The sequence below is a fragment of the Tunturibacter psychrotolerans genome (assembly GCF_040359615.1).
Classification (GTDB): Bacteria; Acidobacteriota; Terriglobia; order Terriglobales; family Acidobacteriaceae; genus Edaphobacter; species Edaphobacter psychrotolerans.
Window position 1 is genome coordinate 3,549,367 of sequence record NZ_CP132942.1, and the last position, 18,404, is coordinate 3,567,770.

The window sequence follows — 18,404 nt, forward strand, 5'->3', positions numbered from 1 at the left end:
ACGGGCCTCCTGCGCGGAGCGCGACCACTTCGTGGCGGGTATATCCTTCTTCGCTCCCGTTGGTCGCGTCTGTGTCTGCCGCTTGTGCTAATCTCTGCGGCCCAGGGTTGGACGGTCGTCGGTGCTGGTGGATGGGTTGTTCGGGTTGTTGGGGTCGTTGTTGCCGTTGCCGCTGGCGGTTCGGCGGAGCGTGGGCTTGTTGCCACCCTTGCCGTCGTTAATCTTGCGCTTGTTCTCGAGCCGCGCGAGGCGGGCCTTGACGTCGTCGAACTCGGACGTGGTGACCATGTAGTCAGGGCGGGAGGGCAGGATGGTGGCGATCTCTTCCTCAGAGTGAAGGATCCGGTCGGGGGTTTGGGGGTGGTCGGCGAAGACCTTGGCCAGAGTGCCGGGTTTGTGCTTTTCGAGGGCGTCGAGCTTTTCGAAGAATTGGATGAAGGCCTGGGGATCGTAGCCGGACTTGTACATGTACTGGACGCCGAGCCAGTCGGCTTCAGCCTCATCCATGCGGGAGAACTGCAGGAAGCTGAGAGGGACGGCGAGCTGAACGGCCTCGTAGATGCCGTAGCCGGTCCAGCTACCCTGGGTGAAGATGATGAGCGGGATCGAACCGATCTGCGCGTAGTTCATCTTGGTCATCTGTCGGGCGGCGTGGTGGGCGCAAACGTGGGCGGTCTCGTGGGCCATGACGCCGGCGAGCTCTGCTTCTTCGTCGGCGGCTAGGATGAGGCCGGAGTTGACGTAGAAGAATCCGCCGGGAAGGGCCATGGCGTTGATCTCGTCAGAGTCGATGACCTTGATGGTGAAGGGGACCTTGCAGTCGGAGTTCTTGACGATGTTCTGGCCGACGCGGTTGACGTACTCGACGATGACGGGGTCGTTGACCATGTGAGCGGATTTTTCAATCTCCATGGAGTACTGCTTGCCGGTGCGGATCTCCCAGTCGGTGGAGTACCAGTTGCCCATGCCGCGGCCGCCGATGTTGCGGGTGCCTACGGCGTTGACGTCGTCTTCGCTGCCGGGCTTGATGTTGGTCTTCATGTCCTCGCCGGGGGACGGGAGGCGGTCGGTTTTGTTTTCGGCCTTGACGGTGGCGGCGGCGTCTTTGCTCTCTTTTGGCGTGGCGGTGGGGTGGCCGGGGATGGGCTTCTCGACGGGGACGTCGGAGGGGATGGTGGCGTTGACGGGGGTGGTCGCCTGGGGATCGTTTTGGGGCGTGGTGGTGGAGGGCGTTTGCGCCGGTGGGGTGGTTTGGGAACTGCTGGGGGAATTCGTCGGAGTCTGGGAGTACGCCGCAACGGAGAGTGTGAGGAAGGCGGTTAGGCCAATTTGCGTGACGGAACGCATGTGAGGTCTCCTGGTGGGCCGCTTCCCTGCTGGACGGACGCAGCTCGACGTGTCTTAGACCATAGTATGCGCCTTTTCGTGAGCGGAAGCGACGGTTAGAGGTACACGAGACAGCCTCGGGCTTCGAGATCTTTGAACCAGGTTGGTGGGGTGAGGGTTGTGACCCAGCGGAGGTCTAGTTTTTCAAGTTTTGGCAGATGGGCCAGGGATTCGGGGAGGGTTTCGAGGGGATTGCCTCGCAGATCGAGCTGGCGGAGTTCGCTGAGGTTGGCGATTGAGGCGGTGAGGGTTGTGAGGTGGTTGTTTCTGAGATGTAGCTCGCGGAGATTGGAGAGGCTGCCGATGGAGTCGGGGAGTTCGGTGAGGAGGTTGTCAGTCGAGCGGAGTTCGACCAGGCTGGATAGGCAGGAGAGGCAGTCGGGGAGGAGCGGGAAGGCATTTTCGCTCAGGTTGAGGTAGCGGAGGTTTTTGAGTTTTCCGACGGAAGGCGGTAAGGAGGTCAGGTGGTTGTCGTGGAGGTAGAGGAAGTCGGTGAGGTTGACTAGGTCGCCGAGGATGTCGGGGAGGTTTGTGAGTTGATTGTGGCCGAGGTCGAGGGTGCGAAGGTTTTTGAGGTTTCCGATTTTTGGGGAGATTTCGGAGAGCTCGTTGTCGGCGAGGATCAGGGTCTCGAGGTCAGTCTGCTGCCAGACGTAGTCTGGGACGACACCGAGATGGCGCTTCCATAGGTTGAGAGCTGGCGCGGAGGAGTTGGGCACGAGGCGATGATAGCGCGTGCTTCATTCTTTTGAGACTGGGGTTCAGCGAACTACCAGGTGGAGTAGGAGGTGCCGTCGGAGGCGGTTTGCTGGGCGCCGCTGTGGACGTCGTCGATGCCGGAGTCAGTCTGGTCGATGCTGGAGAGGGTGTCGTCCTGGACGGGCATCCAGGTGTCGGAGCGATGGGTGAAGGGGTCGACCGGCATAGCTTTGAGGTAGCCGGCCTGGACGAGGTCGTCGAGGGACTGGGGGGCCTTGGCTTTGTCGACGGTGTAGGAGTCGATGGCCTGGCGCATGGTGTGAAGATCTTCTTTGAGGACAGCCTCTTTGGCGTTGCGGATGTTGCTGGTGTAGGCGGGGATGGCGATGGCGGCGAGCAGGCCGATGACGACCATCACGATCATGAGTTCGAGCAGGGTGAAGCCTTGCTCGGCTGTCCGGGTGGAGCTCTGTGGAAGAGAAGCAGATTCCTCCGCTGCGCTACGGAATGACAACCAAATGCGGGCCCATGACGAACGGGATGGGAGCCGGGAAGAGTGGCTGGAGCGGATTTTGGGGGTGGCTACCATGTGTTGTACTTCGTTCCGTCGAGTGCGGTTCCGGTGCTCTTGCTGTGGACGTCAAAGACGTTCTGGCCGCCGAAGGAGTCGGAGTCCGTGTCGTCCTGGTTGGAGCGCAGGCCCCAATCGGTGTTGTTGGTGAAGGGGTCGACGGGGATCTTTCGTAGAAATTTTACCTTTTTCCCCTGAGCTGCGGTGACCTCGACTCCGTCGACGAGGGTTTGGAGGTCGGGCGGGTAGCCGAGGGAGTCGGCCTTGATCTGGAAGGCTCCCTTGTCGGCGGCGTCCTTGTAGTGGTCGATGGCGTCGCGCATCTGCCATAAGTCGCGGCGGAGTTCGCGCTCCTTGGTACGTTTGACCTGGAAGCGGGCGATGGGGATGGCTGCGGAGGCCAATAAAGCGACGATGGCGACGCAGATAATGAGTTCAACGAGGGTGAGGCCGGACTCGGGGCTAAGTGGTTGCGAACGAATCGGCCGCGTGCCCCGCGCCCGTGAGCTTGAATCCTTCTGCAAGCTCTCGGTGGGCCGTGAGGCACACGGGTTGGTACAAAGCGTCACTTGACATGCACCACGGCCTGCGAACCGACGGCCGGAAGATTGGCCTGCGCGCTGTTGAGAGCGCCGACTTTGACGAGTGAGAGTGAGGAGTCGCCGGCAGCTATGGCCTTGAAGGTGAGGGTGCAGAGGCTGCCTGTTCCGCTGACTCCGGCGGTGTTGGGCGGACGGATGGAAGAGATAGCGACTAGCCCTTTGTCTTCGCGGTGAACGAGCGAGACTGCCTGCCCGTCCTTGCCGAGGAAGGTTCCGGCGTCGACGTTGACGAGCTGCAGGAGTGCAGGGTTGAACTGAAGCTGGAGCGGAACGGAGAACACGTCGTGTCCGTTGCCGAGCATGACGGCGACCTGGAAGGTGCTTCCGACGGCCTGGGTGGAGTCGGGCGGGACGACCGTGAAGCTAATGGGCGGGCCGGCGCCTGGGACTGCTGCTGGAGCGGGAGTCTGGTTGGCAGGAGGCTGGCTTGCGGGCGGTGTCTCTGGAGTCTGCGCACCGGGGACGTAGGAGGCTGGCGGACCGGCGGGCTGGGCCTGTTGGCTAAGCTGCTGGACCATGGCGCTGGCAGCGTTGGCGGCGCTGGTTGGACTGCTGGCGGAGCGCGGTCCATTAGCGTATACCGGCTCGGAGTTGTGGTCGTTGGCAGAGACATCACGACGCAGCTCGATCGACTGGCCGGTGCCGGTGTCGATGGGGCGAACGTTGACGCGCGTCAGGACCGATTCGCGAACGATGTGGGGGATGATGATGAAGACGATTTCAGTCTTGTCGTTGATCTTGTCGCGAGAGGTGAAGAAGTACTTGAGGATGGGAATCTCGCCGACGCCGGGAGTGCCGTTGATGTTGAGGGAGTCGGATTTGGTGATGATGCCGGCGAGGAGGCTGGGCTCGCCATCCTTGAGGGTGATGACCTGCTCCGAGGTGCGCTGACCGATGACGGGTTCGGAGACTCCGCTGATGGTCACGGTGTTGATCTGGGAGAGCACCTCGATCTTCATCTTGAGGGTGACCTCGCGGTCGTAGTGGACCGTGGGGGTCATGTCGATATTGACGCCGATGTCGATGTAGGTGAACTGGGTCTGCACGCCGATGCTGGCGACACCGGTGGAGACGCCGGCGTTGTAGGAGCCGGTGGCGACGGGGATCTTCGATCCAATCTTCATGGTCGCGCGCTGACCGTCGGTGGCGCGGATGCTGGGGTTCTGGAGGACACGGGTGTCGGCGTCACTGAGCAGCGCGTTGAGGGTGCCACCGCCGATGCTTACGGCGAAGTTGTTCGCGTTGAGGTGGGCGAGGGTGTTGAGGGTGAAGTCGGAGGTGGTGGTGGAGCCTGTACTGGTGCCCGTACTACTGCTGCTGCTCGTAGTGGAGTTCGGATTGGCTTGTGGGGTGAGAGTGATGGATTGGGGGAGAGTGATGCCGAGGTTGTGCTCGACGTTCTTGTTGACTTCGAGGACGGCGACGTCGACGACGACTTCGGGACGGGCGCGGTCGAGATCGTTCAGCAGTTTCTGCGCCAGGAGAAGCTGATCGGGCGTGGCGCGCATGACGATGGCGTTCTGACTGGGAACGAGATAGATCTTGACGCTCGGATCAAGCAGGTTGCGGATGGCGATGACGACTTCATTCGCGTCGTTCTGCTGGCTCGCGTTAGTGAGATAGAAGGTTTGGACGGCCTGCTCGTCGAGGTCGGTGCGCTTGGTGCGCGAGTTGGTAGCGACGAAGATGGTGTTCGGCGTGATGGCCTTGTAGAAGGTGCCGGAGATGGTGCCGACGATGCGGAGGGCGTCTGAGAGGGTGACGTTGGTGAGGTCGACGGGGATGCGCTTGGAGCTGTAGTCGGGATCGAAGAGGACGTTGAGGCCGGCTGCTTTGCCGATGGCCTCATAGATAACCTTGACGTCTTCGACCATGTGAAGCGTGATGGGATCGTTCGAGACGGGCTTGAGTTCTACGGGGCCGGAGATGGATCCGATAGTGCTGAGGGTCTCGTTCTGTTGCGACATCTGCTCTTTGGCTTGAGGAGTATTGTCGCGATCGATCTGCTGCTGTTTCTGGATCGCATCGATCTCCTGCGCGGCTGCCTGGTTGCCGGGATCGATCTGTTGGGCTCGGGTGAACTGCGTGAGTGCGCCGTTGAGATCACCGCTTTGGCGAAGGACGCGACCGCGATCGACGTGAGAGACGGCGGCTTGAAACCGCATGTGATCGAAGTGCTCTCTGAAGCGAAGGTCTTTGGGCTTTTTGAGGACGGCGTTGTGATAGTCCTCGTAGGCGGCGTCAAAGTCCTGGCGCGCCTCAGCGTCCTGACCGCGCTTGTCCCATGTGGAAGCTGACTGGGCGTGGGCACGCGCTGTGCTTAGGCCCGCGATGCCGCAAAGGAGCAAAGCAGGGAGGACGCGACGAAGCGATGTCGATAGTTTGCTGATTGATTTGTACAGGCGACCCATGCTGCTTCCGTTTTCGTCCTTTACACCGTAAAGATTGTGGCGTTTGCCGGAGATAACGCCCGCCGGGAAGATTTTTCCGGCTTCGGCGCTGCCTGTGGGGGCCGTGCCTGCCAGGCTGTCGCGCTCGGGTGAGTATAGCATTCGCTCCAAAGTCGACCTCGTCAAAAAAGTTTGTAGGAACCGTGAATGTCTACGGTCGTTTTGAAAGCACGGCTCACGGTGGCAGAGATTTTAGTGACTCATGACGTCAGGTATGACTGACGAACCAGGGTTGTGGTTAGACGCGTTTCGCGTCCGCCCGGTGAAACGAAAGTTGCAGGCATGTTAAAGTAAGAGATTGCATGCCACGCTCTATGTCCAACACGACAGCCGCCCACCAGCCAAAGCCGGTGGTGAAGGAGAAAGACCGCGACCCGGTGGCGGCGGGTAAGAGAGACGCTGCGTTCAACCGGTCGGCGAGTTTTAACTATTTTTTGACCGATAAGTTTGAAGCCGGGGTGGCGTTGCGTGGGACCGAGGTGAAATCGATCCGCGAGGGTAAAGCCAATCTGAAGGACGCCTATGGGCTGCTGAAGGACGGCGAATGTTTTCTGCTGAACGCGCACATCGGACCGTTCTCTCATGGGAATGCGATGAACCATGATTCGCTGCGTACTCGGAAGCTGCTGCTGCATAAGAACGAGGTGCGGAAGCTGGAAGGTATGACGAAGCAGAAGGGATTTACGCTGATCCCGACACGGCTTTATTTTCGCAATGGGCGTGTGAAGTGCGAGATTGCGTTGGCCAAGGGCAAGCAGGAGTACGACAAGCGCGCAACCGAACGCAAGCGCGAGGCCGATAACGAGGCGAAAGCAGCGGTAGCGAGGAGCCAACGAGGGTAGCTCTACTTTCGTTGTAGTTCTAGTTGCAAAGTGATCAACATGCAGTCGGGTTACGATAGATGCATGGACACGAAGCTACTTTTTCAGGATGCTGCCAGTTTTCAGACGCCAATGCTGGCTGTGTTTGCCGTGGATATTGCTGTAGGCAAAGATGCCGAGCCTGTGGTGGCTTTGCTGACGACCTCGGATGCGGTGGCGGGTGCTGCGGCGAAGGTGTTGGCGTCTGGCGAGTTCAAGGCGGCGGCAGGCGAGACGTTGCTATTGCATGCTCCGAACGGGTTGAAGACGGAGCGGTTGCTGGTGGTCGGGCTGGGGAAGGCGAAGGGGCTGTCAGTCGATGAAGTTCGGAAGGGTGCCGGGACCGCGGTGCGTGCGGCCAAACCTCTTGGAGTAAGAGAGCTGGCGATTGCGTTTCCTGAAGACCATGCGTTGGATGACGAACATCTGGAGACGCTGCCCTGCATGCTGCTATCGCGTGTGCTGGTGGAAGGCGCGGAGGTGGCGGAGCTGGACTGGGATACGTACCGGAGTGAACGGAAAGACCGATCGGTACGAGCGCTTTCTGTGATCGCGAAGGAAGCGGAGAAGTCTACGAGGGCAGAGATACAGGAAGGCTTTGATGCAGGCTTGATTGTTGCAGCGGCGCAGAACTTTACGCGAACGCTGGTGAATGAGCCGGGAAATGTTTTGACTCCGACAGAGCTGGGCAAGCGCGCCGCGGCGATGTGTGCAGAGGTGGGCTTGAAGTGCGAGGTGCACTCGACCGCGAAGCTGCAGGAGCTGAAGATGGGTGCATTTGCCGCGGTGGCGCAGGGCTCGGAACAGCCGCCGGCATTGATTGTCATGACGTATGAGCCGAAGCTGGGTAAGGGCGAGTCGTTTGGTGCGGACTCGCCGGTGCTTGGGCTGGTGGGCAAAGGAATCACGTTCGATACGGGTGGGATCTCGATCAAGCCTGGCGACGGCATGGAGAAGATGAAGTACGACATGGCTGGGGCGGCGGCGATGATCGGCGCGATGCGGGCGATTGCACAGTTGAAGCCGAAGGTGAAGGTGATCGGCATTGTGTGCTCGGCGGAAAATATGCCGGATGGAAAGGCATATCGGCCCGGCGATGTGGTTACGGCGATGTCGGGTAAGACGATTGAGGTAATTAACACCGACGCTGAGGGCAGGCTGGTGCTGGCGGATGGGTTGCATTACGCGAAGACGCTGGGTTGTACGCATCTGATCGATGCGGCGACGTTGACGGGAGCTTGTGTTGTGGCTTTGGGAATCGTGAATGTTGGGTTGTTCTCGAATGATGAAGCGACATGGCAGAAGTTTACGGACGCCGCGAAGATCTCGGGCGAGAAGTTCTGGAGACTTCCCTGCACCGATGACTACAAGGATCAGATCAAGAGCCATATCGCGGATATGAGGAATACGGGCGCGAATCGTTGGGGTGGGGCGATCTCGGCGGCGATGTTCTTGAAGGAGTTTGTGGGTGAGACGCCGTGGGTGCATCTGGATATCGCTGGATGTGCCTGGAATGATGAGAATAAGCCCTGGCTTGCGAATGGGCCGAGTGGGATTGCGGTGCGGTCGATTCTGGAGTGGGTGCGGGCTTACGCGGCTTAGCCTTGGCGGACCCTTCAATGAAGATCATTCGTGCAACTCCGTCTCAGAGGATCGAGGCGGAGCTTTTGCTGAATGAATACTACGAAGCTGTGGACGTGATGAAGAGAGATACGCCTGCGGCGATTGCCGGCTATCTGTCGGATGAATCCTCGGGGCTTTGGATCGCATTCGTGAATGAGTTGCCTGCAGGCTGCGTTGTGCTTCGGCCGCTACCGACGATCGAGGCAGCGACGGAGTGCAAGCGGCTTTATGTTCGACCGCAATTTAGGGGACGCGGGATCGCAGAAGCCTTGCTGGATGCGATGGAGGAGTACGCACTCGAGAAGGCTGCCAATTGGGTGTATCTGGATAGTAAGGATGATCTGAAAGATGCTCTTCGGATTTACGTCCGGAGAGGCTATCAACCGTGCGCGCGGTACAACGATAATCCGCAGGCGACGGTATTTCTTCGAAAGAGTCTGCGCTCAGCCGCTGATTGACCGCGAAGTACGTGCGCGGTTTGGTTACATAACTGGGGGGGCTTCGATGCCTAGGTAGTCGAGGGCGCGGGTCATCTCGCGTTGGGCTACTGCGGCAGTGGCCAGGAGGAGGGATTTGCGGGTGGGGTCGGTCTCGTTGAGGACGTGGTGGCGGTGGTAGAAGTTGTTGAACTGTTGGGCCAACTGGAAGGCGTACTTGGCGAGATAGGCTGGCTCGGCAGTGGCGATGCACTGCTCGATTAGCAGGGTAAGTTTTGAGGCGAGGAGCCAGGTCTCCCAGAGGCTGCTTCCCTCTTCGGTGTCGAGGATGTTGGAGAGGTCTAGTGTGGCAATGACTGCGAGGGATGCGGCTGCGGTCGTGTTCGCTTTGCGGAAGATGTTGGCCGCGCGAACGATGGCGTACTGGACGTAGGGGCCGGTTTCGCCTTCGAAGCTGAGGGCGTCTTTGAAGTCGAAGGCGATGACGGTGTTGCGGGTGAAGCGGAGCATGAAGTAGCGGAGAGCGCCTACTGCGATTTGGGTCGCGATGGTGAGGCGCTCGGCTGGTTCGATCTCGGGGTGGCGGGTATCGACTTCGGATTTTGCGGCGGCGATGAGGCGGTCGAGGAGGTCGTCGGCTTTGACGCCGAAGCCTTTGCGGCCGCTGACTTCGATGTAGGATTTTTTCTGATCTTCTTCGCTGATGGCGTAGCCGAGTTCGACGGCGCAGCGGGGGGTAAGGGCGACCATCTCGTAGCTGAAGTGGGTGTAGCGGTCGGCGGCTTCGGTGTAGCCCATGCCGCGGAGCGCCGCGATAACGTTGTTCTGGGGGTCGTTCTGGCGGGAGTCGATGACGTTGTAGATGGCGTCGGCGTGGCCGAAGCTTGGGTGTGGGGTTTCGCCGTGGACTGCGGAGATCCAGCAGCAGCGATCGGGATACTGATTGAATTTTAGATGGCCGAAGTCCTTGCCGGAGAGGAGGCCGAACTTCCAGAGGTGGTAGGCGATGTCCTTGCCGACATAAGTGACGGTGCCGTTGGAGCGGACGATGACCTTGGCGTCTTCGTCGGGGAGGCTGGAGTCTTCGGTTGCGATTTCTTCAGCGGAACCTGCCCGGCGCATGACGTAACAACCTTTGTTTTTGCCGGCGGTTTCGAGATAGAGGACACCTTTTTCGAGCATGAGCGTGCGGGCCGCGTCCCAGAAGTGGAGGGAGAGGATCTCGCTTTCGCGGGGGAGGAAGTCGTATTCGATGTTGAGGCGCTGCATGGTTTCGAGATGGCGGCGAAGGACGGCGGTGGAGATGAGGTCGGCTATGTCGGCGGTGTCGTTTTTTCCCATCTCGAGCGCGTGGAGGGTGTCGAGACGGATCTGCTTGCGGGCGTCGAGATGATCGGCGTCGGCGGTGTACCACTGGGAGACGCGGGCGTAGAGGTCCCAGCAGTAGAAGTCGATGCGCTGGTTGGTTTCGATAAGTTCGGTGAGGAGTTCGCGGGTACTGGAGAGGGTTTTGCCTTCGAGGTAGACGAGGCCTACGACTACGTCTGCGACCTGGACGCCGGTGTTGTCGATGTAGTTCTGAACGCCTACTTCGTAGCCGGTTTTGAAGCGGTCGGGGCGGAGGAGGCGCTGGAAGGTGTCGCCGAGGATGGCGTTGCGGAGGTGGCCGATGTGGGCGGCTTTGTTGGGGTTGATGCTGGTGTGCTCGACGAGGCGGAAGCCGGGGCCGCCGATGTCGGCGTGCTGGTCGGCGGCAATGCGGCGGACGGTGGCGGCGCGGTCGAGACGGATGTTGAGGTAGCCTGCGCCGGCTACTTCTACGCTCGCGATGCCTTCGAGCGATGGAAGGGCCGCGGTGAGCTCGGCTGCGAGTTCGGTGGCGATGGCGCGGGGGGCTTTGCGGAGGCGCTTGGCGAGTTCGAAGGCGACGGGGAGGGCGAGTTCGCCGAGGGCGATGCTGGGCGGCTGCTCGACCACGAGATTGGTCAGGGTGACGTCGTACTTCGCTAGAAGGATGGCCTGGATTTGGGCCAACAAAGACTGCTGGATTGTGCGATACATGCTTAGGGGTCACCACTCTGGAAGATGGGTTCAGTTTACTAGAGGCTTGGGGAAGATGTGTCCTGCCGGACGGGTCCACTGCGCGTGGGGCGGCAACTTCGTGGCGTGTGTACCGGTCGGAGTGGCACGATTGGCGAGGGGCCTCGCGTTGCTCGGCTTTTATTTGATCTCTCGTCTGCTATGGCATTTCGACCGGTAGATCTTCAATCTCTTCGAGCAGGGGCTTGTGGTTGTGGATACGGATGCGGTGAGTGAGGAAGATAACGCCACCCGCTCCGGTAACCGCGAGGAGCATCCAAACGTGAATGGCCAGGCCAAACACTGCAGCTTGAGAGATGGAAGCACCGTGATTTACGAGTGAGGTTTTAACGGCGAGCTCGAAGGGGCCGATGGCTCCGGGAGAGCTGGGGATGAGGTAGGAGAGGTTGGCGAAGGAGACCGAGAGCCATGCAGCGATGTCGTCGACCGATAGGCCGAGGAGACGGAGAGCGGAGAGGAAGATCATTCCCTCGCAGGTCCAGATGATGACCGACTGAAGAAGCAGCAGGAGGGACCCGGTGACACCCAGGCGGCCTGTAGCATCGAGCGCGAGCGTGATCCAGTGTTCGATTTTTTTCAACAGCGGCCCGGCGGGGAAACGGGCGAAGAGGCGTTGAACCGGAGCCTGCAGGCTGCGTGCCGCTACGAGAAGGATGAGCAGGCCGATGCCTGAGACGGCGAGCGAGATGTTTGCAATGAGGCGGAGGTGCGGCGTAGCGATGTTGCCTACAGTTGCGACGAACATGAGCACGAGGACGAAGATGTCGAGGAGCTTTTCGAGGATGACGGTGCTGAGGATGATGGAGGGAGAGGTGCCGAGGTCGTCGGCGTAGGTGAAGATGCGCATGATGTCGCCAATCCGAAGAGGCAGGATATTGTTGGCGGCGAGCGAAGTCATGAGGACTCGGGCGCAGACGGCGAAGTGGTCGCGGAGGGAACGACCGTTGCGCGGCATCATCTGGCTCCAGCGAACGCAACGCAGGGTGTAGCTGGCGATAGTGAAGCCGAGGACTCCGAGGATCCATACAGGATGAGCTGCGCGGAGAGCACGGAACTCGTCAAGATGGATGTTGTGGAAGGTGTACCAGAGGAAGAAGGCGCTGATGAGCAGGCCAGGAATGGTCTTCAGCAGGTTGCGGCTATTGGCGGCGGCGCTCATGCGGGCAACCGGGTGGACAGCGGGCGATGTGTCGTTTCGCGAGAGACCAGGAAATGTAAGGGACGATGAAGCATGCAGCTTCGATTGTATCGTCTGTATGTTGCCGGTCTCTTACATCGTTGCAAGCATCTCGCAGGGTGGCTGGACTGACAGGCTAAGCGGAGACGGACAAGAAGACGCTGCGGAAGGCCTCCTCGTCCTGCTGCGGATTTTTTCTGCTTTGAGGGTCGGCTTCAGCTTGAGTTTCGACACGGGAGACTACATCACCGTCGTCGGTGGCGGCAAAACTGGTGAGCTTTCGACGCACTTCGGCGGCGGCTTTTCTGGCCTCGATTGCCTGTAAGGTGGATTGGGTCGCAGCAGGGGCAGGCTGGCTGACTGGGTTGCCGTGAATGTGCATAACGCGCGCTCTCTCCTTGAATTGTTCCCTTCGTTTCGTTTGACCAACTGTGCCCTTGTAGGGCAATCGGAGTACCAACTCACGGCACAATGAGATGAGAGCGCTCTTAGAATGCGGGCTCGTACGATTTTTTCTTTTAATTTAGAGCAGGATGTAGGCTCATTGGGTATTTGGACGTCTAAATCTGCGTGCTATTCCAAGTTCGGAAGTCGTGTGGCATTTAACCTCGAAACAAAGTGCGCTTGTATGTGTTTAGATTTGCAGGCACTCAAGACGGAAAGCATGCGGCGGAGATAAACCCGCGTCGGGAGTAACAGGTATTTGGCTACATCAATAGGATCACAGCTCTCTTTGGTAGAGCTGGAACTTGAGCAGTACCGACGGGAGCGAGGTTTTGCGGCTGCGCTGGTGACTGCGCTGACGTTTTTTGCGTTCCTGATCCATGGCTACCATCCCTATGCCGAAGATGGCGGCATTTATCTTCCTGAAATAAAGCGGCTACTCGATCCAGGGCTGTATTCGTTTGGGGCAGAGTTTGTGGTGGGGCACCTGCGGTACTCCGTGTTTGCGTCGCTGATGGCCGGACTGGTCCGCGAATCGCGTTTGAACCTGGAGGTGGTACTGCTGCTGGTCCATTTGGCAAGCTTCTGGGTGACGTTGTTTGCTGCGTGGTTGCTGGCGGCCCGTTGCTATACGTCGCGAGAGGCGAGAGGCGGGGCGGTGGCACTGCTGGCGGTGTGGTTGACGATTCCAATTGCGGGAACGTCGCTGATGCTGATGGATCCATATGTGACGGCGCGAAGTATTTCGACTCCTTGTGCGCTGTTGGCGCTGGTGGGTGCGTTGCAGTTTTTGTTGCCGCGTTCTGAGATGGAAGGAGAGCCGGGAGAGCGGCGGCGAGGGTTAGCTCTTTGTTGCGGAGCGTTGGTTGGGGCAGGGCTTATGCATCCTCTAATGGGTGCTTATGCGGTGGGATCGGTGTTGCTGCTGTGCGCGGTTCTATCGACGAACCGGCTGGTGCGTGTGTGGTGGACCGTGGGGCTCGGGTTGACTGCAGTGGCGGCGGCGGCGGGGGTCCAGTTGGCGTCGCCAGTGGAGAGCGCGGAGTATCAGAGGGTGATGCTGACGCGGAGTTACTGGTTTCTTAGCCAATGGCATTGGTACGAGTTGGTTGGGTTGGTGGCACCCCTGATGATTCTTGGGGTTGTGGCCCGGGGACGAGGGCGTGGCGTCGACGCGGCACGGGTTGGCCTGGCACGTGTTGCGATGGTGTCCGGAGTGACGGCGATTGTGGTGGCGACGCTGTTTGCACGGGAAGGCGCCGCGGTGCACCAGGTGGCACGGCTGCAGCCTTTACGGAACTTTCAACTGGTCTATGTGGTGATGATTCTGTTTGTGGGAGCGGCGTTGGGGGAACGAGTGTTGCGACGACCGGCGTGGCGTTGGGTGGCAGCGTTTTCTATGTTGGCGGTTGTGACGCTGCTGATCAACCGTGCGACATTCCCTGCTTCGAAGCATCTTGAACTTCCGGACTCGTTGACCTGGAACGCAGGCGACGGAGGGAATCGCTGGGAGACGGCGTTTCTCTGGATCAGAAAGAACACCCCGAAGGATGCGGTGTTTGCGATGGACGCGAACTACTCGGTTATTGACGGCGAAGATGCACAGGGCTTTCGCGCGATTGCGGAACGGAGTTCTCTTCCGGATTACTCGAAGGATGGTGGAACCGCTTCGAACAAGCCCGCACTCACGGAGGAGTGGTCGCAGGGGATTTCACTGCAGACAGGGCTTGGGAGGGAGTCAGATGCCGGACGATTTGCTGCGTTGAAATCGATTGGCGCGACGTGGGTCGTTTTGGAGCGAAAGGCTGCGACGGGGTTTGGTTGCGCTTACGAAAATGATGCGGTTAAGGTGTGCCGCCTACCTTGAGGGACAGGCGGCCACTGGCTTCAGTTCCCTGCCGGGGTTGGTTTGTTGGCGGCGGGTGTGGTGGTGAGGATGACGGTCTCCTGATCTTTGGTCTCCATTTTTGAGTAGAAGCCGCGAAGCTCGGGATACTCCTCGGTCTTGTAGTAGATCTCTCCCAGGAAGTAGTCGCGACGGATGGTGAAGCTGTTCGGAGTGGACTCGGAGTTCAGAGAATAGACAGCAAACTTCTGAAAGGTCATCTTGTCGCTCGTGGGAAGAGATTCTACGGAGAAGTTGGGTGGGAACTTGATGCGGACAGCATCCTGATTGATGAGGGCGTAGGAAAAGTAGACAGGGATATCTCGTTTCTCATGCGGGAAGGTGGGTTTGGTATTGGTTTCGAAGACGTCTGCAGGAACGAGCAGGCGCTTGCCGGTTGCGGAGCCGATCGCGCCTTTGAACTGAAAGTTCACGACGAGGGGCTGGTCATAGTCCTGGAGCTTGTCGATGGAGGTGACCTTGACGTCGGCTCCGGCAGGCATGAGGCTTTCGACGAGGGTGCGGAGTTCGCGTTTCAGACTTTCGTCGTCGCCGACGAGGCCGCGCTGTCGCCAATAAACAGCTGGAGAGCCTATATAAGTCATCTTTACGATGCCGGAGACTTCGCCGTGCTCGTCCATGCTCAGGTCGGCCACGCGAAGGATCTTTGAATAGGTGTAGGGCTCGCCGGGAGTCTCGAGCGAACCGGATCCGCCGTCGACCTGACGAAGCCCGCTGGTCTGGCTGTGCTTCCACTCGAGATGCTGGTAGGGGCAGTAGCGGGAGCCTGGGTCGAAGAACTCGTCTTTGCCGTCTACGTTGACGATGGCAATGTCGTCGTTGAGCTGCGACATGCTGAGGTAGGCGCGGTAGAAGAGGCTTCGGTCACGATTGGTGACGACGCCGACATATGCCTTCATGCCGGCTGCGCGCGCCATGGCGACGAACAGAGCGGTGATCTGGTCGTTGTTGCCGCGCTTGCGAGTCCAGATATCGTCTGTGTTGCGAACTTCTTTGAGGCCCTGCGACTTCTCTTCTGCGGTGGAGTGTTCGCGTGTGTAGTTGGTGTTTTCGAGCCTCATCACAGCAGCGTAGATCTTGCGAAGCTTCTGATCCTGCGTGTCCGTCGGGAGGACGAGGTCGCGAACGGCGGCGGAGACTGCAGGGCAAGGCCCGATGAACTTGTCCTGCAGCTTCGCCCAATGCTTGCCTGCGTTCTTCCAAAAATCATCCGGGGAGCGATAAGCGGAGTAGTAGAAGAGGACGCGGTAGGTAAAGCTGGAGGTGGGTGGCATGTAGTCCTCCTCGGGAGCGGGGGGGACATCATGCACGTCGAGATCGAAGATGTACTGGCCATTTGAGAGGCCCGTTGCGGGAAGTTGGGTCTGTTTCAGTTGCGCGCCGGCAGGAAGGATTTTGGTCCAGGAGATGGAGGTGGAGGGTGCACCGTCTTCGTCCGAGATCAACTGCTGGTCGGTGGGTCTCCAGGCGTAGTGGGCCTTGCGGGTGTAGAGGGAGGACTGGATGAACCACTTCGGCGCCATGAACCAGTTGTCGTCGAGCCGAAGCTTGTAGCGGTATTCGATGATGCTGCCCACCTCGACGTCAGGCAGGGTGAAGACCTTGGACATCACCCGCAGACCTTGGGTCTTTTGGACGAGTTTGTCGTAGGGTTTGCCGGTGAAGGGGATGATGGTTCCGTCGGAGTGGATGGTTCTGCCTTCGATGTTGTCGATGACGATGGAGCTGCCTTCGCTATAGTGCATGTAATTGAGCTCGACGTTGGCATTCTCTTTGCCGCGTTCGGTGAGGACCTTGAGCCGGACGTAGGTGCTGAACATATGCAGCTTATCTTCGGTAGTCTCTTCGCGGAAGAGATAGACCGCTGGGGCACCAGGCACCTCAGGCTGAGAGGTCATCGAGAGCTCTTCAGGGGTGGGGACGGTCCATTGAGCGTGGGTGAGGGGTGTAGCGAAGAGAGCCAAGGCAGAGAAAAGAGAAAAGCAGCATAGACGACAGCGTGAAGTTTCGTTCATGGTTTATTCCTTGTTCGTTTTGCTTCTTGTACCGGAGCTAATGTTTTCTTTGTTGGTTTTTGTTGAACTGGATTTACTGCTTTTTGAGAACCGCTTTGCTTTGTTCGTCGGCTGCTATGACGCCGGAGAGTTGCTGGACATCGGGATATTTGTCAGCGGGCAGAGTGACCTCGCGGACGGTGTAGGTGCGGGTGTAGTGGAGAGTGTGGTCTTTAACAACGCTAGAGCTTTCGTAAGAGGCAAAGCCGAGGTCGAGCTTGATGGGATCGGGTATCTCGTCGACGACGTATCCTGTGGGGAGTTCGATGGTGTAGTCGTCCTGCTCTTGCATCGTTTCGTTGAGGTTGATGGGGATGTTGTTTCGTTCTTTGCGATCGGCGTAGAGCTGATCGCTGCCGAGGACGCGGGGACGGACCATGATCAGAGGGCCCATGGGTTTTCCGAAGCGGTCGACGGTGAGGGAGTAGGAGGTTGTGAGGTCTTTGTTGAGAGCCTCGGCGTTCTGGACCTTGAAGTCGGAGACGCTGAAGGTGGTGAAGTCCTGGCCGAGAAGATGGTCGAGGTACTTCGTCTGCTCTTTGGCATCTCCGCTGGTATACAGGTCGCGGCGGTGTTCAGAGAGGTCGCCGAAGCGCTTCTCGATGACAGTGCCTTTGAGCGAGCCGTCAGGTTGCAACTGGAAGACGGCGGTACGGCGGACTGTGTTGAGATCGGGAGGAAGAACAGGAAAGCCGATGATCTGGCTGTCGTGGCCCTCCATCAGGACTCCGTAGCCACCCTGAAGGTTGTTCTCAAGTTGACCGAAGGCGGTCTTGTCCCAGGTGGGGTCGAAGATGAGATAACGGCGACCGGACTTTGAGGTAACTACGCTGCGAAGCTTCGGCGAGTTGTAGTCCTTCGGGATTTCGATAGCGGAGATCATGTGGTCGCCGACGATTGAAGGGGCGTCGGGATCGACGACTCCGCGGCGGTCGTCGACCATGACGAGAGCGCCGTGGACCCCTATCGTAGAGAGCATCGAGACGAGCAGGGTGGCTTTGTCTTTGCAGTCGCCGTAGCGGTTGCGGAAGATGTCGGCGGCGTAGTGCGGTTGGTAACCACCGATGCCCATCTCGATGACGAAGTAGCGGACCTGTTTCTGAACGAACTCGGCGATAGCTTCCGTCTTGTCGTAGAAATCGGTTTTGTCGCCCGCAAGTTCCTTCGCTTTGGTCGCGATCTCGGGTGTGGCGGTGAGGCGGTCTTTTGCCAGGGTCTGATACCACTCGCCGATGCTCTGCCAGGTGCCCTCAGTGGGCGCGGGGAGAGTTGGTCCGGCATAGTGGACTGTCATACGGCCCTCGAGAGAGAACTCCGATGGGCGCAGTTCGACTTGTTCGAGATCAATGGGGGGAGTGTCTTTCATCTCCCAACGCCAGCGCTGATGTTCGAGGTCGATGGCTGCGGTCTCTTTGCTATGAGCCCAGACCGTGCCGTGAGTGAAGCCGGGAGGCAGTTCGAGGGTGAAGCTCTGATTGAGTCGAGGGAGCTCGCTTTGGAAGAACCAGGTCTTTTCGGTGAGGTAAGGATGGGTGCGCTGCTCGTACTCGTAGGCTACGACGCCGCCGGGGTCACGGGCGGGTGCGTTGGCTGCCTTGATTTTGAGGTCTTCGAAGAGACTGCCCTGGTTCGGGTAGCCGAGCTCGACCATCTCGTTGTCTTTGACGGCGTACTCGTGTCCATCGGGGCCGATGCTCCAGACATGCATCGAGAGAATCTTGGTGTCCTTGTCGAAGGGGACGCCGATGATGCCCTCGTCACGGCCTTGCGGGCGCAGGATTTTGACGACGCTGCGGAAGTGCTCGGTGGCGCTGCCATCGGGAGCCACGGTGTAGGTAGTGTCTTCGAGAAGGACTACTGCGTTGGTGTTGGGCGGGTACTGTGGAAGTTTCTGCTGCGCGGCAGTGCGGACCCAGTCGGGAACACTGTCGGGTTTGGAGGCGAGTGCGGGTAGAGCGCTGATCAGGAGAAGGGTGACTGAGAGATACAGGGATGATTTGCGCACTTGCTCGGCTTGCGGGTTCGTTCGTAGGTTCATGGTCTTCGATACACTATCGGCCCCACCGTCGAAGAACAGACGCCGGGCTGCGTGACA

General features: G+C 59.3%; 14 protein-coding genes. 5 read left to right on the forward strand and 9 right to left on the reverse strand.

Annotation, left to right across the window (positions count from 1 at the left end; genetic code table 11):
* Positions 1-87 precede the first annotated feature (87 nt).
* From RBB77_RS14735 to RBB77_RS14755, 5 genes are all read right to left on the reverse strand, one after another.
* Positions 88-1,347 carry a M48 family metallopeptidase gene (locus RBB77_RS14735; RefSeq protein WP_353062505.1) on the reverse strand — a complete coding sequence of 420 codons (1,260 nt, stop codon included), beginning with the start codon at positions 1,345-1,347 and terminating at the stop codon, positions 88-90.
* A 95-nt stretch (positions 1,348-1,442) separates the two neighbouring features.
* Complete coding sequence (locus RBB77_RS14740; RefSeq protein WP_353062506.1) at positions 1,443-2,105, reverse strand: leucine-rich repeat domain-containing protein; 663 nt, start codon at positions 2,103-2,105, stop codon at positions 1,443-1,445.
* 50 nt (positions 2,106-2,155) lie between these two features.
* Positions 2,156-2,599: a type II secretion system protein gene (locus tag RBB77_RS14745; protein ID WP_353062507.1), complete on the reverse strand. Its 444-nt coding sequence runs from the start codon at positions 2,597-2,599 to the stop codon at positions 2,156-2,158.
* 68 nt (positions 2,600-2,667) lie between these two features.
* Positions 2,668-3,138, reverse strand: coding sequence for a type II secretion system protein (locus tag RBB77_RS14750; RefSeq protein WP_353067637.1), 471 nt, complete (start codon positions 3,136-3,138; stop codon positions 2,668-2,670).
* A gap of 83 nt (positions 3,139-3,221) precedes the next feature.
* Positions 3,222-5,810 carry a cohesin domain-containing protein gene (locus RBB77_RS14755; protein ID WP_353062508.1) on the reverse strand — a complete coding sequence of 863 codons (2,589 nt, stop codon included), beginning with the start codon at positions 5,808-5,810 and terminating at the stop codon, positions 3,222-3,224.
* A gap of 200 nt (positions 5,811-6,010) precedes the next feature.
* Here RBB77_RS14755 and smpB point away from each other — a divergent pair, with 200 nt between their 5' ends.
* The 3 genes from smpB (at position 6,011) to RBB77_RS14770 (ending at position 8,649) form a co-directional block, all read left to right on the forward strand.
* On the forward strand, positions 6,011-6,550 hold the full coding sequence (gene smpB / locus RBB77_RS14760) for an SsrA-binding protein SmpB (protein ID WP_353062509.1): 540 nt from the start codon (positions 6,011-6,013) through the stop codon (positions 6,548-6,550).
* A 63-nt stretch (positions 6,551-6,613) separates the two neighbouring features.
* Positions 6,614-8,170, forward strand: a complete 1,557-nt coding sequence (locus tag RBB77_RS14765; protein ID WP_353062510.1) for a leucyl aminopeptidase — start codon at positions 6,614-6,616, stop codon at positions 8,168-8,170.
* A 17-nt stretch (positions 8,171-8,187) separates the two neighbouring features.
* On the forward strand, positions 8,188-8,649 hold the full coding sequence (locus RBB77_RS14770; RefSeq protein ID WP_353062511.1) for a GNAT family N-acetyltransferase: 462 nt from the start codon (positions 8,188-8,190) through the stop codon (positions 8,647-8,649).
* Between the two features lie 24 nt (positions 8,650-8,673).
* On the opposite strand, the gene RBB77_RS14775 is transcribed toward RBB77_RS14770, so the two are convergent.
* Both RBB77_RS14775 and RBB77_RS14780 read right to left on the reverse strand, forming a co-directional pair.
* Positions 8,674-10,689 (reverse strand): arginine--tRNA ligase, encoded by a 2,016-nt coding sequence (locus tag RBB77_RS14775; RefSeq protein WP_353062512.1) that lies wholly within the window; start codon positions 10,687-10,689, stop codon positions 8,674-8,676.
* Positions 10,690-10,867: 178 nt separating this feature from the next.
* Positions 10,868-11,887, reverse strand: a complete 1,020-nt coding sequence (locus RBB77_RS14780; protein ID WP_353062513.1) for a lysylphosphatidylglycerol synthase transmembrane domain-containing protein — start codon at positions 11,885-11,887, stop codon at positions 10,868-10,870.
* Between RBB77_RS14780 and RBB77_RS14785 the strand changes: the two genes are divergently transcribed.
* Positions 11,886-12,230 (forward strand): hypothetical protein, encoded by a 345-nt coding sequence (locus RBB77_RS14785; protein ID WP_353062514.1) that lies wholly within the window; start codon positions 11,886-11,888, stop codon positions 12,228-12,230. The genes RBB77_RS14780 and RBB77_RS14785 overlap by 2 nt on opposite strands.
* 408 nt (positions 12,231-12,638) lie before the next feature.
* On the forward strand, positions 12,639-14,216 hold the full coding sequence (locus RBB77_RS14790; protein WP_353062515.1) for a hypothetical protein: 1,578 nt from the start codon (positions 12,639-12,641) through the stop codon (positions 14,214-14,216).
* Positions 14,217-14,236: 20 nt separating this feature from the next.
* Here RBB77_RS14790 and RBB77_RS14795 read toward each other — a convergent pair whose 3' ends face one another.
* Together RBB77_RS14795 and RBB77_RS14800 are read right to left on the reverse strand one after the other, a co-directional pair.
* On the reverse strand, positions 14,237-16,270 hold the full coding sequence (locus RBB77_RS14795; protein WP_353062516.1) for a DUF3857 domain-containing protein: 2,034 nt from the start codon (positions 16,268-16,270) through the stop codon (positions 14,237-14,239).
* A 73-nt stretch (positions 16,271-16,343) separates the two neighbouring features.
* Positions 16,344-18,347, reverse strand: coding sequence for a DUF3857 domain-containing transglutaminase family protein (locus tag RBB77_RS14800; protein ID WP_353062517.1), 2,004 nt, complete (start codon positions 18,345-18,347; stop codon positions 16,344-16,346).
* Positions 18,348-18,404: the final 57 nt, after the last annotated feature.

What these genes read in the sequence shown, in the direction of transcription:
- RBB77_RS14735 (WP_353062505.1), bottom strand. Translation starts at nt 1,347, where the DNA reads ATGCGTTCCGTCACGCAAATTGGCCTAACCGCCTTCCTCACACTCTCC.
- RBB77_RS14755 (WP_353062508.1), bottom strand. Translation starts at nt 5,810, where the DNA reads ATGCTATACTCACCCGAGCGCGACAGCCTGGCAGGCACGGCCCCCACA.
- smpB (WP_353062509.1), top strand. Translation starts at nt 6,011, where the DNA reads ATGCCACGCTCTATGTCCAACACGACAGCCGCCCACCAGCCAAAGCCG.
- RBB77_RS14765 (WP_353062510.1), top strand. Translation starts at nt 6,614, where the DNA reads ATGGACACGAAGCTACTTTTTCAGGATGCTGCCAGTTTTCAGACGCCA.
- RBB77_RS14770 (WP_353062511.1), top strand. Translation starts at nt 8,188, where the DNA reads ATGAAGATCATTCGTGCAACTCCGTCTCAGAGGATCGAGGCGGAGCTT.
- RBB77_RS14775 (WP_353062512.1), bottom strand. Translation starts at nt 10,689, where the DNA reads ATGTATCGCACAATCCAGCAGTCTTTGTTGGCCCAAATCCAGGCCATC.
- RBB77_RS14785 (WP_353062514.1), top strand. Translation starts at nt 11,886, where the DNA reads ATGCGGGCAACCGGGTGGACAGCGGGCGATGTGTCGTTTCGCGAGAGA.
- RBB77_RS14780 (WP_353062513.1), bottom strand. Translation starts at nt 11,887, where the DNA reads ATGAGCGCCGCCGCCAATAGCCGCAACCTGCTGAAGACCATTCCTGGC.
- RBB77_RS14795 (WP_353062516.1), bottom strand. Translation starts at nt 16,270, where the DNA reads ATGAACGAAACTTCACGCTGTCGTCTATGCTGCTTTTCTCTTTTCTCT.
- RBB77_RS14800 (WP_353062517.1), bottom strand. Translation starts at nt 18,347, where the DNA reads ATGAACCTACGAACGAACCCGCAAGCCGAGCAAGTGCGCAAATCATCC.